The 16,536-nt window shown below is 59.8% G+C and carries 19 protein-coding genes; 13 read left to right on the forward strand and 6 right to left on the reverse strand.

What is annotated here, in order from left to right; genetic code table 11:
- Positions 1-36: 36 nt before the first annotated feature.
- From ureA to ureC, 5 genes are all read left to right on the forward strand, one after another.
- Entirely contained in the window at positions 37-339 is a 303-nt protein-coding gene (gene ureA, locus E4O98_RS13975; RefSeq protein WP_032878149.1) for an urease subunit gamma, read from the forward strand.
- Positions 340-348: 9 nt separating this feature from the next.
- Positions 349-861, forward strand: coding sequence for a GNAT family N-acetyltransferase (locus tag E4O98_RS13980; protein ID WP_248135539.1), 513 nt, complete (start codon positions 349-351; stop codon positions 859-861).
- Positions 862-866: 5 nt separating this feature from the next.
- Positions 867-1,400: a GNAT family N-acetyltransferase gene (locus E4O98_RS13985; RefSeq protein WP_223018727.1), complete on the forward strand. Its 534-nt coding sequence runs from the start codon at positions 867-869 to the stop codon at positions 1,398-1,400.
- Positions 1,397-1,702: an urease subunit beta gene (locus E4O98_RS13990; RefSeq protein WP_148852890.1), complete on the forward strand. Its 306-nt coding sequence runs from the start codon at positions 1,397-1,399 to the stop codon at positions 1,700-1,702. Before E4O98_RS13985 ends, E4O98_RS13990 begins: the two co-directional genes overlap by 4 nt.
- 118 nt (positions 1,703-1,820) lie before the next feature.
- Complete coding sequence (ureC, locus tag E4O98_RS13995; protein ID WP_078820161.1) at positions 1,821-3,521, forward strand: urease subunit alpha; 1,701 nt, start codon at positions 1,821-1,823, stop codon at positions 3,519-3,521.
- Between the two features lie 45 nt (positions 3,522-3,566).
- Here ureC and E4O98_RS14000 read toward each other — a convergent pair whose 3' ends face one another.
- Positions 3,567-4,505, reverse strand: coding sequence for a DnaJ C-terminal domain-containing protein (locus tag E4O98_RS14000; protein ID WP_032878155.1), 939 nt, complete (start codon positions 4,503-4,505; stop codon positions 3,567-3,569).
- Between the two features lie 238 nt (positions 4,506-4,743).
- On the opposite strand from E4O98_RS14000, the gene E4O98_RS14005 reads away from it, so the two are divergent.
- Positions 4,744-6,012: an Hsp70 family protein gene (locus E4O98_RS14005; protein WP_078820160.1), complete on the forward strand. Its 1,269-nt coding sequence runs from the start codon at positions 4,744-4,746 to the stop codon at positions 6,010-6,012.
- An 83-nt stretch (positions 6,013-6,095) separates the two neighbouring features.
- Here E4O98_RS14005 and E4O98_RS14010 read toward each other — a convergent pair whose 3' ends face one another.
- From E4O98_RS14010 to E4O98_RS14020, 3 genes are all read right to left on the reverse strand, one after another.
- The gene (locus E4O98_RS14010) at positions 6,096-7,109 is read right to left on the reverse strand and encodes an AI-2E family transporter (RefSeq protein WP_032878157.1); all 1,014 of its coding nucleotides are present in this window, start codon (positions 7,107-7,109) and stop codon (positions 6,096-6,098) included.
- Positions 7,110-7,318: 209 nt separating this feature from the next.
- A complete protein-coding gene (locus E4O98_RS14015; protein WP_005784310.1) occupies positions 7,319-7,618 on the reverse strand; it encodes a PsiF family protein in 300 nt (99 codons plus the stop codon).
- 71 nt (positions 7,619-7,689) lie between these two features.
- The gene (locus E4O98_RS14020) at positions 7,690-8,478 is read right to left on the reverse strand and encodes a helix-turn-helix transcriptional regulator (RefSeq protein ID WP_005784308.1); all 789 of its coding nucleotides are present in this window, start codon (positions 8,476-8,478) and stop codon (positions 7,690-7,692) included.
- 97 nt (positions 8,479-8,575) lie between these two features.
- On the opposite strand from E4O98_RS14020, the gene E4O98_RS14025 reads away from it, so the two are divergent.
- The 3 genes from E4O98_RS14025 (at position 8,576) to E4O98_RS14035 (ending at position 10,986) form a co-directional block, all read left to right on the forward strand.
- Entirely contained in the window at positions 8,576-9,466 is an 891-nt protein-coding gene (locus E4O98_RS14025) for a DMT family transporter (protein ID WP_228309285.1), read from the forward strand.
- 97 nt (positions 9,467-9,563) lie between these two features.
- Positions 9,564-10,094, forward strand: a complete 531-nt coding sequence (locus E4O98_RS14030; RefSeq protein ID WP_005784304.1) for a ferritin-like domain-containing protein — start codon at positions 9,564-9,566, stop codon at positions 10,092-10,094.
- A gap of 181 nt (positions 10,095-10,275) precedes the next feature.
- Entirely contained in the window at positions 10,276-10,986 is a 711-nt protein-coding gene (locus E4O98_RS14035; protein WP_050549358.1) for a hypothetical protein, read from the forward strand.
- Here E4O98_RS14035 and E4O98_RS14040 read toward each other — a convergent pair.
- A complete protein-coding gene (locus E4O98_RS14040; RefSeq protein ID WP_032878160.1) occupies positions 10,983-13,052 on the reverse strand; it encodes an AsmA family protein in 2,070 nt (689 codons plus the stop codon). The two genes, E4O98_RS14035 and E4O98_RS14040, sit on opposite strands and share 4 nt — an antisense overlap.
- 357 nt (positions 13,053-13,409) lie before the next feature.
- Here E4O98_RS14040 and E4O98_RS14045 point away from each other — a divergent pair, with 357 nt between their 5' ends.
- Together E4O98_RS14045 and E4O98_RS14050 are read left to right on the forward strand one after the other, a co-directional pair.
- On the forward strand, positions 13,410-13,730 hold the full coding sequence (locus E4O98_RS14045; protein WP_005784302.1) for a hypothetical protein: 321 nt from the start codon (positions 13,410-13,412) through the stop codon (positions 13,728-13,730).
- 151 nt (positions 13,731-13,881) lie between these two features.
- On the forward strand, positions 13,882-14,514 hold the full coding sequence (locus tag E4O98_RS14050) for a TetR family transcriptional regulator (RefSeq protein ID WP_005784300.1): 633 nt from the start codon (positions 13,882-13,884) through the stop codon (positions 14,512-14,514).
- 4 nt (positions 14,515-14,518) lie between these two features.
- Here E4O98_RS14050 and E4O98_RS14055 read toward each other — a convergent pair whose 3' ends face one another.
- Positions 14,519-15,016 (reverse strand): C40 family peptidase, encoded by a 498-nt coding sequence (locus E4O98_RS14055; RefSeq protein ID WP_148852897.1) that lies wholly within the window; start codon positions 15,014-15,016, stop codon positions 14,519-14,521.
- A gap of 337 nt (positions 15,017-15,353) precedes the next feature.
- Between E4O98_RS14055 and ureE the strand changes: the two genes are divergently transcribed.
- Positions 15,354-15,854: an urease accessory protein UreE gene (gene ureE, locus E4O98_RS14060; RefSeq protein WP_005784297.1), complete on the forward strand. Its 501-nt coding sequence runs from the start codon at positions 15,354-15,356 to the stop codon at positions 15,852-15,854.
- Entirely contained in the window at positions 15,851-16,525 is a 675-nt protein-coding gene (locus E4O98_RS14065) for an urease accessory protein UreF (protein ID WP_032878161.1), read from the forward strand. The genes ureE and E4O98_RS14065 overlap by 4 nt, the downstream gene beginning before the upstream one ends.
- The last annotated feature ends 11 nt before the right edge of the window (positions 16,526-16,536 follow it).

A 16,536-nucleotide genomic window follows, 5' to 3' on the forward strand; every position in this document is an offset into this window, starting at 1 on the left:
GTGTTTTTATGAATGCTGTTTGAAGGACCTTGAACCATGGATTTGACCCCACGGGAAAAAGACAAACTGCTGATCTTCACCGCCGGCCTGGTGGCCGAGCGCCGCTTGGCGCGCGGCGTGAAGCTCAACTACCCGGAAACCATCGCCTATATCTCGGCCGCGCTGATGGAAGGCGCTCGCGATGGCCGCACCGTGGCCGAGTTGATGCACTTCGGCACCACCTTGCTCAGCCGCGAGCAAGTGATGGAAGGCATCCCGGAAATGATCCCGGATATCCAGGTGGAAGCCACCTTCCCCGATGGCACCAAGCTGGTGACTGTCCACCAGCCAATCGCGTGAGGCCCGGCCATGATTCGTGATGCTACCGAGCAAGACCTGCCGGCGATCCGCGACATCTACAACGACGCGGTGCTCAACACCACGGCGATCTGGAACGAACAACCGGTGGACCTGACCAACCGCCAAGCCTGGTTCAGCGCACGCCAGGCGCAGCAGTACCCGATCCTGGTCGCGGTGGAAAACGACGAAGTCACCGGCTACGCCTCATTCGGCGACTGGCGACCTTTCGAAGGCTTTCGCTACAGCGTCGAACACTCGGTGTACGTGCGCAATGACCAGCGCGGCAAAGGCCTCGGTCCACGCCTGATGCAGGCCCTGATCGAGCGCGCCCGCAGCTGCGGCAAGCACGTCATGGTCGCCGCCATCGAAAGCGGCAACCTGGCCTCGGTCCACCTGCATGAACGCCTGGGTTTCATCACCACCGGGCATATGCCGCAAGTGGGCATCAAGTTCGGCCGCTGGCTGGACCTGACCTTTATGCAACTGACCTTGAACCCGGGCGCCGAACCGCCCAAGGAGTGAGATCGATGAACGCTGCACAACTGCGTCGAGTCAATGCTGAAAGTTTTGCCCATTACCGCCTGGGCTTGATCGAGTTGTTGCTGGACGCGGTGCAGCATGGCGCGTCGGTGGGCTTTATGGCCGACTTCGATGAGGCCCAGGCCCGCGAGTATCTGGCCGGCGTGCAAGCCGGTATCGAAGACGCCAGCCTGCTGTTGTGGGTGGTGGTACGTGAAGAACGGGTAGTCGCCAGTGTACAACTGGCGCTGTGCCAAAAGGCCAATGGCCTCAACCGCGCCGAAGTGCAAAAGTTGCTGGTGCACAGCAGCGCCCGCCGCCATGGCCTGGGCCAGCAATTGATGCACAGCCTGGAGCTCGCCGCACGCCAGCACAAGCGCGGCCTGCTGTATCTGGACACCGAGGCCGGCTCCGGCGCCGAAGCCTTCTATCAGTCGCTGCGCTACATCAAGATCGGTGAGCTGCCCGATTACTGCCAAAGCCCGGACGGGCGCTACAGCCCGACCGCCATCTACTACAAGACCCTGGGGCAACCGGCATGATTCCTGGTGAATATCAGATCCAGCCTGGCGAGATCGAACTGAATGTCGGCCGCCGCACCGTCACCTTGAGCGTGGCCAATAGCGGCGACCGGCCGATCCAAGTGGGCTCGCATTACCATTTTTTCGAGACCAATGACGCGCTGGAATTTGAACGTTCAGCGAGCCGCGGTATGCGCCTGAATATTCCGGCAGGCACGGCGGTTCGGTTTGAGCCGGGGCAGCGTCGGGAGGTGGAGTTAGTCGATTTGAGCGGCGGGCGCCGGGTGTTCGGGTTTGCCGGTCGAATTATGGGCGACCTCTAGGGCCTCATCGCAGGCAAGCCGGCTCCCACCTTTTGACAGTGTTCACAAATCAAAATGTGGGAGCGGGCTTGCCCGCGATAGCGATCTCACATTCAACACAATTAATCAGGGCAACCACATGAAAATCAGCCGCCAAGCCTACGCCGACATGTATGGCCCCACCGTCGGCGACAAAGTCCGCCTGGCCGACACCGAGCTGTTTGTCGAAGTCGAACAGGACTTCACCGTCTATGGCGAAGAAGTCAAATTCGGCGGCGGCAAGGTGATCCGTGACGGCCAGGGCCAGAGCCAGTTGCTCGCCCATGAGGTAGTGGACACCCTGATCACCAATGCGCTGATCATTGACCACTGGGGCATCGTCAAGGCTGACGTTGGCTTGAAGAACGGTCGCATCCATGCCATCGGCAAGGCCGGCAACCCGGATATCCAGCCCGGCGTGACCATGGCCATTGGCGCCAGCACCGAAGTGATCGCCGGTGAAGGCATGATCCTCACCGCCGGCGGCATCGACTCCCATGTGCACTTCATCTGCCCGCAGCAGATCGAAGAAGCACTGACCAGCGGCGTCACAACCATGATCGGTGGCGGCACCGGGCCGGCCACCGGTACCAACGCCACCACCTGCACGTCGGGGCCGTGGCACCTTGCGCGGATGCTGCAGGCCAGTGATTCGTTCCCGATGAACATCGGGTTTACCGGCAAGGGCAACGCCAGTTTGCCCGAGCCATTGATCGAGCAGGTCAAGGCCGGTGCCATCGGTTTGAAGCTGCATGAAGACTGGGGTACCACGCCTGCCAGCATTGATAACTGCCTGAGCGTCGCCGACCAGTACGATGTGCAGGTGGCGATCCACAGTGACACGCTCAACGAGTCGGGCTTCGTCGAAACCACCCTCGCCGCGCTAAAGGGCCGCACCATTCACACTTACCACACTGAAGGTGCCGGTGGCGGCCACGCACCTGACATCATCAAGGCGTGCGGTTACCCGAACGTGCTGCCTAGTTCTACCAACCCGACGCGGCCATTCACCCGCAACACCATCGACGAGCACTTGGACATGCTGATGGTCTGCCATCACCTGGACCCGAGCATCGCCGAAGACGTGGCCTTCGCCGAGAGCCGCATCCGCCGCGAGACCATCGCCGCCGAAGACATCCTGCATGACCTCGGCGCTTTCTCGATGATCAGTTCAGACAGCCAGGCCATGGGCCGTGTCGGCGAGGTGATCACGCGCACCTGGCAGACCGCCGACAAGATGAAAAAACAGCGCGGCCCACTGCCAGGTGACGGCCCCGGCAACGACAACTTCCGCGCCAAGCGCTACATCGCCAAGTACACCATCAACCCGGCGATCACCCACGGCGTGAGCCATATCGTCGGTTCCGTCGAAGTCGGCAAATGGGCGGACCTGGTGTTGTGGCGCCCGGCGTTTTTCGGTATCAAGCCGACCCTGATCCTCAAGGGCGGCGCGATTGCGTCGAGCCTGATGGGCGATGCCAACGCCTCGATTCCCACACCGCAACCGGTGCATTACCGCCCGATGTTCGCCAGCTTCGGCAGCTCACTGCACGCCACCAGCCTGACGTTTATCAGCCAGGCGGCACAGGACGCCGGCCTGCCCGAAGCCCTGGGATTGAAGAAGCAGATTGCAGTGGTCAAGGGCTGCCGCGATGTGCAGAAAAGCGACCTGATCCACAACGATTACCTGCCGGATATCGAGGTTGATCCGCAGACCTATCAGGTCAAGGCCGATGGCGTACTGCTGTGGTGTGAACCGGCTGAAGTCCTGCCGATGGCGCAGCGATATTTCCTGTTCTAGCTCAAACTCATGTGGCGAGGGAGCTTGCTCTCTCGCCACAGGACCTTAGAACTGCTCGCGTGGGTTAAAAGCGGCTTTTTGCGCCAGCTCCTGCCACAACGCTTTCACATCCTCATTGCCCGCAGGGGGCATGACCGCCTTCAACTGGATGAACAGGTAGCCACGTTGCCCGGCCTTGTTCAGCAAGCCATGGCCCTTGGCGCGCATACGCTGGCCATTCTGGCTGCCGGCAGGCACCTTGAGGTTGATCTTGCCGGTCAGGGTCGGCACTGCCACTTCCGCACCCAAGGCCAACTCCCACGGGGCCAGCGGCAGGTTGATGACCAGGTTCTCGCCATCGACCTCGAACTTGGGGTGCGGCGCAAACTTGATGATCAGGTACAGGTCGCCATTGGCGCCACCGCCAATGCCTGGCGCGCCCTGGGCCTTGAGACGGATGCGCTCGCCGTCGGCTACACCGGCGGGGATCTTCACATTCAGGCTCTTGACGCTATTGCTGACATGCCGGCCAGAGGCGTCGTATTGCGGCACCTGAAAGCTGATCTGCTTGGACTCGGCCGACAGGGTTTCCTCAAGGGAGACCGACAGCTGCATCTCCACATCCTGGCCCTTGCGCCCGGTAGGACGACGTTGGCCACCACCGAAAGCATCGCCGCGCGAGCCAAAGATCGAGCTGAAAAAGTCCGAGAAATCGCCCGCGTCCTGGCCTCCGCCAAAGCCGCCACGGCTCTGCCAGCCCGGCGGGCCCTGGAACGGCTGGCCATGCTGGCCGTATTTGCGCAATTCGTCGTACTCGGCTCGCTTGTCGGCGCTTTTAAGCGCTTCATAGGCTTCGGACGCGTCCTTGAATTTCTCTTCGGCGTCTTTTTCCTTGCTCACATCGGGGTGATATTTGCGCGCGAGCTTGCGATAGGCAGCCTTGATTTCCTTGTCATCGGCCGTCGGCTCGACACCCAGAATCTTGTAGTAATCTTTGAAATCCATCGACGGTTCACCATCCTTTATCGAGATCGCACTGCCCGGGGCGCAACGTGCGCTGGTTTGCACCTGGTGAGGGTTGCGGCCTGGGGGTACGTCAAAGTGTTATCGGCATCAGCCGTATGCAACAGATGTGGGGGCAAATCCCGTACTTTCAAGCACGATTTAACGGATGGTTGGCCTACGCAAGCGCTTGCGACTGGCATACACTGCGCGGCCGTTTTTCAACCGGAACCCGATAGACATGAAAAACCCATCCCCAGCCCGTGCCTGCGGCATTGACTTCGGCACGTCCAACTCCACCGTCGGCTGGATCCGCCCCGGCATGGAAACGCTGATCGCGCTGGAGGACGACAAAATCACCCTGCCGTCGGTGGTCTTCTTCAACTTTGAGGAGCGCCGCCCGGTGTACGGTCGCCTGGCGCTGCACGAATACCTGGAGAACTACGAAGGCCGCTTGATGCGCTCGCTCAAGAGCCTGCTGGGTTCCAAGCTGATCAAGCACGACACCAGCGTGCTTGGCACTGCAATGCCTTTTACCGACCTGCTGGCGCTGTTTATCGGCCAACTCAAGAGCCGCGCCGAAGCCAACGCGGGGCGTGAGTTCGAAGAAGTGGTATTGGGCCGCCCGGTATTCTTCGTCGATGACGACCCGATGGCCGACCAGGAAGCCGAGAACACCCTGGTGGACGTGGCGCGCAAGATCGGCTTCAAGGACATCTCGTTCCAGTACGAACCGATTGCGGCGGCGTTCGACTACGAGTCCACCATTGAAAAAGAGGAGCTGGTGCTGATCGTCGACATCGGCGGTGGTACCTCCGACTTCTCCCTGGTGCGCCTGTCGCCGGACCGCCGTCACAACGACAACCGCCAGAGCGACATCCTCGCCACCGGTGGCGTGCACATCGGCGGAACCGATTTCGATAAGCAACTCTCGCTGGCCGGCATGATGCCGCTGTTCGGCTACGGCAGCCGCATGAAGAGCGGCGCCTACATGCCTACCAGCCACCACATGAACCTGGCGACCTGGCACACCATCAACTCGGTGTACTCGCAAAAGTCCCAGCTGGCCCTGGGCAGCATGCGCTACGACATCGAAGACACCGGCGGCATCGACCGCCTGTTCAAGCTGATCGAACAGCGCGCCGGGCACTGGCTGGCGATGGAAGTGGAAGAAACCAAGATCCAGCTGACGCAGGCAGACAGCCGCCATGTGCCACTGGACCGTATCGAAGCCGGCCTGAGCGTGGACCTGAGCCGGGCGCTGTTCGAGTCCTCCATCGACAACCTGCTCGAACGCGTGCGCGGCAGTGTCACGCAACTGCTCAATGACGCCTCGGTGAGCGTGGCCCAGGTGGACACGGTGTTCTTCACCGGTGGTTCCAGCGGCATCCCCGCGTTGCGCCACAGTATCTCGGCGATGCTGCCGAATGCGCGGCATGTGGAAGGCAATATCTTTGGCAGTATCGGCAGCGGGTTGGCGATTGAAGCCAGCAAGCGTTATGGGTCTTAAGCGGTAAGTTTTCAGCTGCAAGCGGCAAGTAAAAGCCAATCTGCTTCCACTTGCCGCTTGCAGCTTGTAACTCGCATCTGCGCCTAAACCATCCCACCCAACTTCAGCTCACTCTTCAGATACGCATAATAAATCGGCCCTGCCACCACCCCCGGCAAACCGAACGCGGCTTCAAACACCAGCATCGCCAGCAGTAACTCCCACGACTTGGCACTGATCTGCCCGCCGACGATGCGCGCGTTGAGGAAGTACTCGACCTTGTGGATCACGATCAAATACCCCAGCGCCGCCACCGCCACCCAGATCGACAGCGACAGCGCGACGATGGTGATCAGGGTGTTGGACATCAGATTGCCGATCACCGGCAGCAAGCCAAGCAGGAAGGTCAGCACGATCAGGGTTTTGGTCAGCGGCAGGTGAATGCCGCACAGCGGCAGCACCACGGCGAGAAACACGGCGGTGAAAGCCGTGTTGAGCGCGGCGATTTTGATCTGGGCGAAGACGATGTTGCGAAACGCCTGAACCAGCAGGTGTAAACGGTCGAACAGCGCGGCGGCCAGGGGTTTGCGTTTGGTCAGGTCGGGCACCCGTTGCAGGGCGATGATGGCGCCGAGCACCATGCCGATCAGCAAGGTGACGAACATATGGGCGGCGTCTTTGCCGACCAGTTGCAGTTCGCTCAAGTGCTTGCTCATCCAGTCGCCGATGGCCACGCGAAACTCGGCGGCGCTGGCGGGCAGGTAGGCGTCGATGAACGGCGGTAACTGGCCGCGTGCGCGGTCGACCACGCCCATGAATTTATCCAGGGAAGCCCCGGGGTTTTCAGCTTCGTGGAGCAGGAAGCTGATGGCGCCGGCGAAGATCAAGGTGAGTACGCTGACGATCAGGGTGCCGAGCAAGGCCACCGCCAGCCAACGGGCGCGCCGGCCTTCGATCAGTCGTTGCAGTTGGGGGGTGAGCATGTTGACCAGTTCATAGACCAACAGGCCGGCCAGCAGGCTGGGCAGCAACTTCAGCGGCAGCACCAGCAGCAACCCGCCGAAAATGATGATGTAACTGGCCAGCAACAACACATGACGCTGAGAAAACGTTGGCATACAGCCTCAAAACGAACGGCGTTAAAGGATGGGCAGTCTGCCAGCGTTGCAGGCATCAAGCGAGGGGGGACGACTGTGAATGCGATCAAGTGTGGGAGGGGGCTTGCTCCCGATTACGGAGGATCAGCCAATGAATCGATTGACTGACACGGCGCTATCGGGAGCAAGCCCCCTCCCACATTTGATCTGCAGCGCCTGCGAAATCGTGATTAACCTTTGAGGCAGGTGCTCATGAATGTTTTACGCGCATCGCCGGTCAACGCTTTGGTTTTAGCCGACGCATTGCAGTCCTTCATCTTCTGCTGCTGCGGCGTCAGGGTCTTGGCATCGTTGGCGGCAGGCGCCGACAGGCAGGTCTTCATGAAGGCCTTGCGGTCATCGCCCTTGAGGGTCTTGGTGGTGGCTTCGGCATTGCAGGTGGTCATTTTGTTCTGCTGGGCAGTGGCGGCAAAACCTTGTGAACACAACAGCAGGCCCATCATCAACAACGGAATACGCAGCATCTTCATGGAGTTTTCTCCCTGTTACCGTGCCGACGGGCACGGCCTACAGCGCAGTGTAGTCAAAAGCTGTTACAACTTCACCGGCCACGAATATTCGTCCGTCGGTAGTGCTCCGGGGTGCAGCCAGCATGGCGTTGGAACATGGCGATAAATGCCGAGGCGGTGCTGTAGCCCAAATCAAACGCCACGTGCTGCACGCTGCGATCACTGTCCAGGGCTTCGATGGCCGCCAGGTAGCGCAGGCGCTGGCGCCATTCACCAAAACTCATACCCAGCTCGCGCACAAACTGACGCGCCAGGGTGCGTTCGCTCACATGTACCTGCTCAGCCCATTGCCCGAGCGGGCGATTGTCGGCGGGCTGCGCCTGCATACCTTCCAGCACCCCCAGCAGCCCGGGGTGGCGGGCGTAGGGCAGGAAGCCATCATGGATCGGCGCCTGCTTGAGTTGGTCCACCAGCACCTGGGCCAGGCGGATATCCGCGTCCGATTGCGGGATATTCACGTCGCGCTGGGCGAAATCGCTGAGGATGGCCTTGAGAATATCGCTGATCGTCAGCGTGCACGGCGCTTGCGGCAGCTGCTCGCAGAGCGTCGGCGCCAAGCCCACCGAACGATAGACAATCGCCTGGGCGTTGTAGGAGCTGTGTTCGGTGTTGGGCGGGATCCACACCGCGTACTGCGGCGGCGACATAAAACGGCTGCCAGCCACCTCCATGCGCATCACGCCGTTGGCTGAATAGTCCAACGACCCCCAGCTGTGCCGGTGCGGTGTGCACTCGGTATCGGGTGCGAAATCGGAATAGCGAAAGTACACAGGGCTCGGCAGGCGGGGGAAATCCGCCAGGCGTACGGTATGTCGGGGCATGTTGTCTGGATTCAGAGGTCGGTTGTCTGGATCGCAGTATAGGCTTCGATCCAGACAGGGGATAATCGCGCCTCGTCAATACACTGGGTTTCTTTCGATGCAATACGCGTATCCGCTGCTGGCCATCTTTATCTGGGCCGGCAACACCGTGGTCAACAAATTGGCCGTGGGCTCGATTTTCCCGGCTGAAATCGGCTTTTACCGCTGGCTGTTCGCAGCACTGCTGTTCACCCCGTTCATGCTCAAGCCGGTCGTTGCCAACTGGGCGCTTATCCGTCCCAACCTGGGCAAGATCTTCATCCTCGGCGTGCTGGGCATGGCGGTGTATCAAAGCCTGGCCTATTACGCCGCCACGCTGACCAGCGCCACCAACATGGGCATCATCCTCTCGCTGATGCCGCTGATGGCGTTGACCGCCGCGATTATCAGCCTGGGGCAACGCCTGACCTTAGGCGCGCTGACCGGCGCGGTGCTGTCGTTCGCCGGTGTTGTGGTGGTGGTATCGTCCGGCAGCCTGGGCGCGCTGTTGCAACACGGGGTCAACCTGGGTGACGGCATGATGCTGGTGGCGACGCTGGCTTATGCGGTCTACAGCACCCTGCTGAAAAAATGGCAACTGCGCCTGCCGCCGTTGGTGCTGCTGTATTTGCAGGTGCTGGTGGCGGTGGTGGTGCTGCTGCCGCTGTACCTGTTCTCGGCCAAGGCCGGTTTGGGGTGGACGAATATTCCGCTGGTGCTGTACGCCTGCCTGCTGGCTTCAATGCTGGCGCCGCTGGCGTGGATGCACTCGGTGAAGACCCTGGGGCCAAGCCGTACCACGCTGTTTTTCAACCTGCTGCCGTTGATTACCGCACTGATCGCAGCAGTGGTGTTGAAGGAAGAGTTGGCGCTGTATCACCTGGTGGGTGGCTTGCTGACCCTGGGTGGAGTGATCCTGTCGGAGCGCTGGACCACACCGGTCAGACGTGCTCATGACACATCCTGTTAAATCCGATAAAACTTTTCGCCTGGCCCGGGACTCACAACCTATAGCGATCACGCCGGCAGAGCGTGGCGTACAACCGGATTAGCCCCAGGAGATTGAAATGACTGAAGCACACTTGACTGACATTGCGACCCTGCGCAGCCGCGCCCGCCAGAATGTCGAAAACGGTGCCGTGACCGAAGGCTACGACGCCGACCGTCAGGAAATCATCCGCCTGCTCAACGAGTCGCTGGCCACTGAGCTGGTTTGCGTGTTGCGCTACAAGCGTCACTACTTCATGGCCAACGGCCTGAAAGCCAGCGTGGCTGCCGATGAGTTCCTTGAACACGCCACCCAGGAAGCCGAGCACGCCGACAAACTGGCCGAGCGTATCGTGCAACTGGGCGGCGAGCCGGAGTTCAACCCCGACCTGCTGTCGAAGAACTCCCACGCTCAATATGTGGCAGGCAACTCGCTCAAAGAGATGGTCTACGAAGACCTGGTAGCCGAGCGCATCGCGGTGGACAGCTACCGTGAAATCATCCAGTACATCGGCGATAAAGACCCGACTACCCGTCGCATCTTCGAAGACATCCTGGCCCAGGAAGAAGAGCACGCCGATGATATGGCGGATATTCTGCAGGACCTCTGACAGGTCGCAGTTCAAACCCCAGGTGCAAGCCGAGCGCTTCCACCTGGGGTTTTATTCTGTCTATATGCCCACCACCGACCTGTCAGGTTTGACAGTAGATTTTCCAGCGCACCAGCGCTAATTAATACTTCCAACGTTCGCTGACAACACTGTCAGCCGAATGAAAAGGGAGTAACCGCCCATGAAAAATACTTACCTCTTTGCAACGGCGATGGCCACGCTGCTGATCAGTCATGGCGCCTTGGGCCTGGATGCGAACGAGGAGATAACCCCCAGCAGCAAGGGTTACCAATATTTAGTCTACGCGGTGACCTGGCAGCCCAGTTTCTGCAAGCTCAAGCCGAAAACGTCGGGCTGCGATAAACCGCCGCAAAAGTTTCTGACCCATGGCATCTGGCCCTATAACAACAGCATCGGGCAAAAAACCAATCGTCATCCGGCCAATTGCAATACCGCGCCCAGCTGTAAATCATCCACAGAGTGCGATATCAGCGAGGACAAACTCAACCAAATTTCCGACACCCGCGCAATTGCCGGGCTAGTAACCGCCTCCCCGCAAGAAATGTTCAGATACGAGTGGAAGAAACACGGGACCTGCTCCAATCAAACTGAGACGGACTATTTCAATGACATTGTCAGACTGCGAAAAGCAGTGATGTACCTCGAGCCAATGTTTAATACCTGGATAGGTCGTAGCGTGAAGTTCGATCAACTCAAAAATGCATTCCCGACCCATGCATCTTTCCGCTGTTTTACCCTGGACGGTAAGCAGTACTTGCATGAAGTGTTCTACTCGATCTATCCGGACGGCACCCCCTATAAAGGCGATCCGTCCCTCCAGATCGGTATTCCCTGCGCGCCCGGGGAAACGCTTATCCCCAGTGGCAGTTAACCTTTCACCGTCTTGGGTGCCTTGCCTTCCTTCATCTGCTGCAGCAACGGTGCGCACTCATTGGGCTCTCCGCCACTTGGAGCGACCAAGGCGAGCAAGCCGGCGGCTGGCCCGGCGATAACGCCCAGGGCGACCATGCCTGCACCACGTAGCGCCAGCGGAATGGCTTTCACGCCAGCATTGGGCTTGATAAACGGCCCATTGACGTACAGCGGCGAGCGCAGCGAAAACAAGCGAAAGCCCTTGGACTCCGGCGTGATGGTCAGGTCCAACTGCTCCGTGGCCATGTTCGCGGTGCCGTCGATGTAGATGATGGCGTTCTCGGTATCGAACACAAACAACCGCGTGGTCGCCAGGCCCGTCTTGATGCCGAAGTCCGCCGCTGCGCAGTTGATCTTCACTTCCTCGTCGCCGAACAGGCGCCCCACGACGTAGTTGCCCACGTTGAGCCCGGCGATTTCCATCAGGCTGCGGCTGATGGCGCCATCGTTGATCAGCATCTTCAGGTCGCCGTTGGAGGTTCCCAGCAGTGCCGCCACCGAGTTGCCGCGCCCGGAAATATCGGCATCGCCGTTGAGTTCGCCGAAGCTGGTTTTCATCGGCTCAAAGGTCGGGAACAGTTGCTTGAGCTTGAAGTTGCGTGCCGTCAGCTTGGCGCTGCCTTCCATCGGCGTAATGCGGCCATTCAAGCGAATCTGCGCATCGAGCTTGCCGCCGGCCACGCCGAAACGCAGGGGTTCGAGGCTCAGTTGGCCGTCGTTGAGCACCAGGTGCGTATACAGATCGGTGAAGGGCAAGTCGGCGCTGTGCACGATACGCTTGCCGGTGAATTCCACGTCGGCATCCATCTCGCGCCAGCGCTCGGTGCGGAACTCTTCAACCGGCAGCACTTTGGTCGCCGGTTGTTTGCTTTCACCGCCACGAGCTTTTTGCTCGGCGTTGGAATCCGCGCCAATCAGAGGCGCCAGGTCATCCATCAGCAGTTGGTTGGACACCAGCGCGCCGCTGAGCTTGGGCCGTGGCTGGCTGGCGACATAGGCCAGGTCGCCATGGATGTCGCTGTTGCCGATCTTGCCGTTGAAGTTCTCGTAGCGGAATGAGGCGCCGCTGGTTTCATGCAGCTTGGCGATCAAATGGCCGTCGGTTGAATAGGCCGGCGAATCCGGCAAGGTCACACCAGTCAACGGGTAAAGGTTACCCAGGCTGCTGCCCGAGAGTTTCAGGCGCAGGTCCAGGGCACCGAGGTTAAGCGGGTCGGTCAAGGTGCCGGCCAGGGCGATGCTGGTGTCGGCGACTTTCACCTGGGCTTGCAGCGGGAACGGCTTGGCCGCGTCCTGCAAGGCCAGCAGACCGCCGATCTTGCCGGTGCCGGCGAGCTTCTGGCCGTGATATTGGCCTTTGACCTTGAGGCCGAACGCGTAGTCCTGAGGCGCCGAGCCTTTTTCCAGCGCCTTCTTGGCATCGGCGTCCCCGACAATTTCACCAAACGGGATGGGTTTGCCCAAGGGGTCGATGATCACATCCAACTGAGTCTTGAGGGTTTGATCGTCGAGGGTCACATGGCCCTTGTCAAAGCCGATGGCGCCGATATCCACCACCCAGTTGGAGGGCTCGGCGTCGGGGTCCTTGGGATCGAACTTGAACGTCCAGTTGGCGCGGCCGTCGGCCAGGCGCTGCAACTGGGCACTGGGTTCGGTGAGGTCAATGCGCGGGATCACCACGCGCTGCACCAGCAAAGCCAGGGGTGAAATACGCAGCTCGACCTTCTTGAGCGTGACCATCTGCGGTTGTTTCGACCAATCCGGGTTGCCCAGGGTCAGGTCTTCGGCGATCACATGGGGCCACGGCACCCAGGCACGCCAGCCGCCCTCATCGGGCTCGCGCTGCCACACCACCGCGAGGTTGCCGTTGATGGCGAACGGGCGATGCAGTTCTTCGGATACCTTGGCGTTGAGCGGCGGCTTGATGCGGTTCCAGTCGAAGAACACCAGCACAAGTACCGCTATGGCAATTAACAGAACGAAGCTGGCGCAGCTCCAAGCGACGATTTTACGAGTGCGCGTCATTGCACAGGGCTCCTGAATACGACTGGCTGGGCAACAGCCTTTGACACAGCTTATAGAACTACGACTGGCAAAGTGCCGGAGGGTTTAACCCAACGGCGGATTTAGCCGAAAAAAACGATTTTCCTGATCAAGCAGACAGATTTCATCATCGACAGCGCACCATTGTTACCCAGGTTCGTGTCGAAAATACCCACTGCGGTGCAAAACCGCGTGCTTGAGAGGCTCGATCTAGAGCCTTTGCAGGGAACAATCAATTCTGTTGATTATTACCATTGTGTTTATGAACTTTTATATCGACTTATCAAGAGTAGCATTAGCCCTGTACCCACTTTATCGCCCTCCCAAGGAGCAACCATCATGAAACGCCAATTACTCGCTACCGTCCTGTTATCTGTCCTGGCTTCCAGCGCTTTCGCCCTGCCAGCCGCCGAACAGGCCACTCCACAGAACAAAGCTCAAGCCATGCAGACTAGCCAAACCGTGGCGCGCAGCGGTTCGCAAGAAGACGAAAACCGTGACTACGCCAAAGGTGCTGTCGCTGAAAATGGCTACAATCGCCTGCAAGAGAAAGGTCTGGTAGAAGGCGGTGCTGAACAAGCCAACAAACGCGCCTACACCGAAGGCGTTGCTGAAGGTGGTGCCGACCGTCTGCAAGAACTGCATCAAGCACAGAGCTAAGCCCGTGGTGGCCCAGAAAAAAGCCCGATCAGCCGATCGGGCTTTTGCTTTTATATAGACCGCGTCACGCCTCGCCCCCGCCAAGTTCGACGCCGGCAAAGCGCTTTTGCTAGAGTGCGTCGCTGTACTTGCCGACAAAGCCCATCCGCTCATGCTGCCCCGCGCCGAACAGAAGCAACAGACACGCCTTGCCTTGATGGACGCAGCCCGCCATCTGATGGAGTGTGGCCGTGGGTTTGGCAGCCTGAGCCTGCGCGAAGTGGCCAAGACAGCGGGTATAGTGCCAACTGGTTTCTATCGCCATTTTGCCGACATGGACCAGCTTGGGCTGGTATTGGTCAGCGAAGTCGGCCAGACCTTCCGTGCCACGATCCGCCTGGTGCGCCACAACGAATTCGTGATGGGCGGCATTATCGATGCCTCTGTGCGGATCTTTCTCGACGTAGTTTCGGCCAACCGTTCGCAATTCCTGTTTTTGGCCCGCGAACAGTACGGCGGCTGCCTGGCCGTGCGCCAAGCCATCGGCGCCCTGCGCGAGGACATCACCCGCGACCTGGCCGCCGACCTGACGCTGATGCCCAAATTGCAGCATCTGGATGCAGAAGGTTTACATGTGATGGCCGACCTGATCGTCAAAAGCGTGTTTGCCACCCTGCCCGATATCATCGACCCACCGGCCCATGCCCTGCCGGCCCACCTCACGCCCCAGGCGAAAATCACCCAGCAACTGCGCTTTATCTTTATCGGCCTCAAGCACTGGCAAGGGCTGGGCAGTACCGAGTAATCCCTCAGCCAGCCTTGTGAAAACGCTTGGCCGTTGTGTAGTTCTTGCTCCAGTACTTATTGCTCAACGAATCGATACGCACATGCTTGCCGGTACGCGGTGAATGGATGAACTTGCCTTCGCCGATATACAGCCCGACGTGACTCACCCGCCCTCGCCCGTTGCCTTTGAAAAATACGGCATCGCCCGGTTTTAACGCTGTGCGCTTGATGGTTGCAGCGGTTGAACGGTGCATCGCCGCAGTGGTACGCGGCAGCTGAATGTTGGCTTCGGTCTTGAACAGATAGACCAGGAAACTGCTGCAATCAAACCCCTGCTCGGCAGACGTACCGCCCCACTTGTAGGGAGTGCCGAGCAGTTGATGGGCGCGGTCGATCACATCGTCGACCGAAGACGCCGCATGGCTTGAAGCGAAAGTCGGCGGCTGTTGAAGATTGGCCGAGGCTGACGAGATAACACACGACAGGCCGACAATGACTGAACAAATAAATGACTTGAACATGATGAACATCGCGGTGAATTAAACACGGCGCGAATCTTAAAGAACCATCACGTAAGCCCACGAAGGCCGATTCTCGGGTCTTTGTAGGATAAATCCTTAAAAACGCAACGGATAATTGGATGAAAGAAATTTCATGCAGCACCAGGCTTCTTTCAGGGAAAACGCCCTTTTCCAGTGCTATAACCGCTCATGTGCACCAAATTTGAACGCTCTATACAACCCGTGGATGCCCTATCCATGCGCAACCACCTGCACTGACAGGAAACTCCTACGCCAATAGCAGGTTGGCAAGCCCCTTGCTCTAGCACTGCTATCGCTCATAGCTGGAAGCCTACCGATGCTGGTGATCCACCGCCGAATCGCCCCCCAAGCCCTCTGGGCCGCTGAGTTGCTGCTGAACTTCGAAGCCCGCAGCAAAAGCCGCCTGCGCTGTTTCAGTGCCGACGGTGAAGACGTCGGCCTGTTTTTGGAGCGTGGACAGCCGCCCTTGCACGATGGCGAGTTCCTACAAGCTGAAGACGGACGTGTCGTACGCGTTTGCGCCCGCCCTGAACAACTGCTGCACGTCACTTGCCGCAACGCCTTTGAACTGACCCGCGCTGCCTATCACCTGGGTAACCGCCATGTGGCCCTGCAAGTCGGCGACGGCTGGCTGCGCCTGCTCGACGACTACGTGCTCAAGGCGATGCTGGAACAGTTGGGCGCCGACACGCAAACCATCGAGGCGCCGTTCCAGCCGGAACATGGCGCCTACGGCGGCGGCCATCATCATTCGCGCCATGGCGACGAAGACTTCAACTACCCGCCCAAGCTGCACCAGTTCGGCGTACGTCTATGAACCCAGCCTGGGCGCTGTTGCGCCTGGCCAGTCCGCAGTTGCCGATTGGCGGCTACAGCTATTCCCAGGGCCTGGAAATGGCTGTGGACAACGGCCGCGTACAGGATGCCGCGAGCGCAGGGCGCTGGATCAGCGATCAGTTGCTGCTCAACCTTGCGCGCTTCGAAGCGCCGCTGTTGCTCGGCCATTGCCGCGCGGCCGCTGAACAGGACTGGCCTGGGCTGGCGCAATTGTGCGAAGAACACCGCGCCAGCCGTGAGACCCGCGAGCTGTATCAGGAGAGCCGGCAAATGGGTTACTCCCTGCAGCAACTGCTCAATGGCTTACCGGAACTGGACAGCACCGCCCGTGAGTTCCTTGCACAACGCGGCGAACCGCACCTGGCTCTTGGCTGGGCCCTGGCCGCCCGCGCCTGGCACATCAGCCCCGACGATGCTCTCGCCGCGTGGCTGTGGAGCTGGCTGGAGAACCAATTGGCCGTGCTGATGAAAACCCTGCCACTGGGCCAGCAAGCCGCGCAACGCCTGACCAGCGAACTGCTGCCCTTGCTACAGCAAGCCCAGCAGGACGCCGAGCGCATTGACCCTGCGCGGTTGGGCAGCGCCGCCTTTGGCCTGTCCCTGGCGTGCATGGCCCACGAACGCCAGTACAGCCGCCTGTTTCGTTCCTGAACGTTTTTTAT

The organism is Pseudomonas sp. W2Jun17 (assembly GCF_023127795.1).
In the GTDB taxonomy this organism is placed as follows: Bacteria; Pseudomonadota; Gammaproteobacteria; order Pseudomonadales; family Pseudomonadaceae; genus Aquipseudomonas; species Aquipseudomonas synxantha_A.

Coding starts and splice junctions, on each gene's coding strand:
- E4O98_RS14005 (WP_078820160.1), top strand. CDS start 4,744: ATGAAAAACCCATCCCCAGCCCGTGCCTGCGGCATTGACTTCGGCACG.
- E4O98_RS14010 (WP_032878157.1), bottom strand. CDS start 7,109: ATGCCAACGTTTTCTCAGCGTCATGTGTTGTTGCTGGCCAGTTACATC.
- E4O98_RS14035 (WP_050549358.1), top strand. CDS start 10,276: ATGAAAAATACTTACCTCTTTGCAACGGCGATGGCCACGCTGCTGATC.
- ureA (WP_032878149.1), top strand. CDS start 37: ATGGATTTGACCCCACGGGAAAAAGACAAACTGCTGATCTTCACCGCC.
- E4O98_RS14050 (WP_005784300.1), top strand. CDS start 13,882: ATGCTGCCCCGCGCCGAACAGAAGCAACAGACACGCCTTGCCTTGATG.
- E4O98_RS14030 (WP_005784304.1), top strand. CDS start 9,564: ATGACTGAAGCACACTTGACTGACATTGCGACCCTGCGCAGCCGCGCC.
- ureC (WP_078820161.1), top strand. CDS start 1,821: ATGAAAATCAGCCGCCAAGCCTACGCCGACATGTATGGCCCCACCGTC.
- E4O98_RS14020 (WP_005784308.1), bottom strand. CDS start 8,478: ATGCCCCGACATACCGTACGCCTGGCGGATTTCCCCCGCCTGCCGAGC.
- E4O98_RS14040 (WP_032878160.1), bottom strand. CDS start 13,052: ATGACGCGCACTCGTAAAATCGTCGCTTGGAGCTGCGCCAGCTTCGTT.
- E4O98_RS14025 (WP_228309285.1), top strand. CDS start 8,576: ATGCAATACGCGTATCCGCTGCTGGCCATCTTTATCTGGGCCGGCAAC.
- E4O98_RS14015 (WP_005784310.1), bottom strand. CDS start 7,618: ATGAAGATGCTGCGTATTCCGTTGTTGATGATGGGCCTGCTGTTGTGT.
- E4O98_RS14000 (WP_032878155.1), bottom strand. CDS start 4,505: ATGGATTTCAAAGATTACTACAAGATTCTGGGTGTCGAGCCGACGGCC.
- E4O98_RS14055 (WP_148852897.1), bottom strand. CDS start 15,016: ATGTTCAAGTCATTTATTTGTTCAGTCATTGTCGGCCTGTCGTGTGTT.
- E4O98_RS14065 (WP_032878161.1), top strand. CDS start 15,851: ATGAACCCAGCCTGGGCGCTGTTGCGCCTGGCCAGTCCGCAGTTGCCG.
- E4O98_RS13990 (WP_148852890.1), top strand. CDS start 1,397: ATGATTCCTGGTGAATATCAGATCCAGCCTGGCGAGATCGAACTGAAT.
- E4O98_RS14045 (WP_005784302.1), top strand. CDS start 13,410: ATGAAACGCCAATTACTCGCTACCGTCCTGTTATCTGTCCTGGCTTCC.
- ureE (WP_005784297.1), top strand. CDS start 15,354: ATGCTGGTGATCCACCGCCGAATCGCCCCCCAAGCCCTCTGGGCCGCT.
- E4O98_RS13980 (WP_248135539.1), top strand. CDS start 349: ATGATTCGTGATGCTACCGAGCAAGACCTGCCGGCGATCCGCGACATC.
- E4O98_RS13985 (WP_223018727.1), top strand. CDS start 867: ATGAACGCTGCACAACTGCGTCGAGTCAATGCTGAAAGTTTTGCCCAT.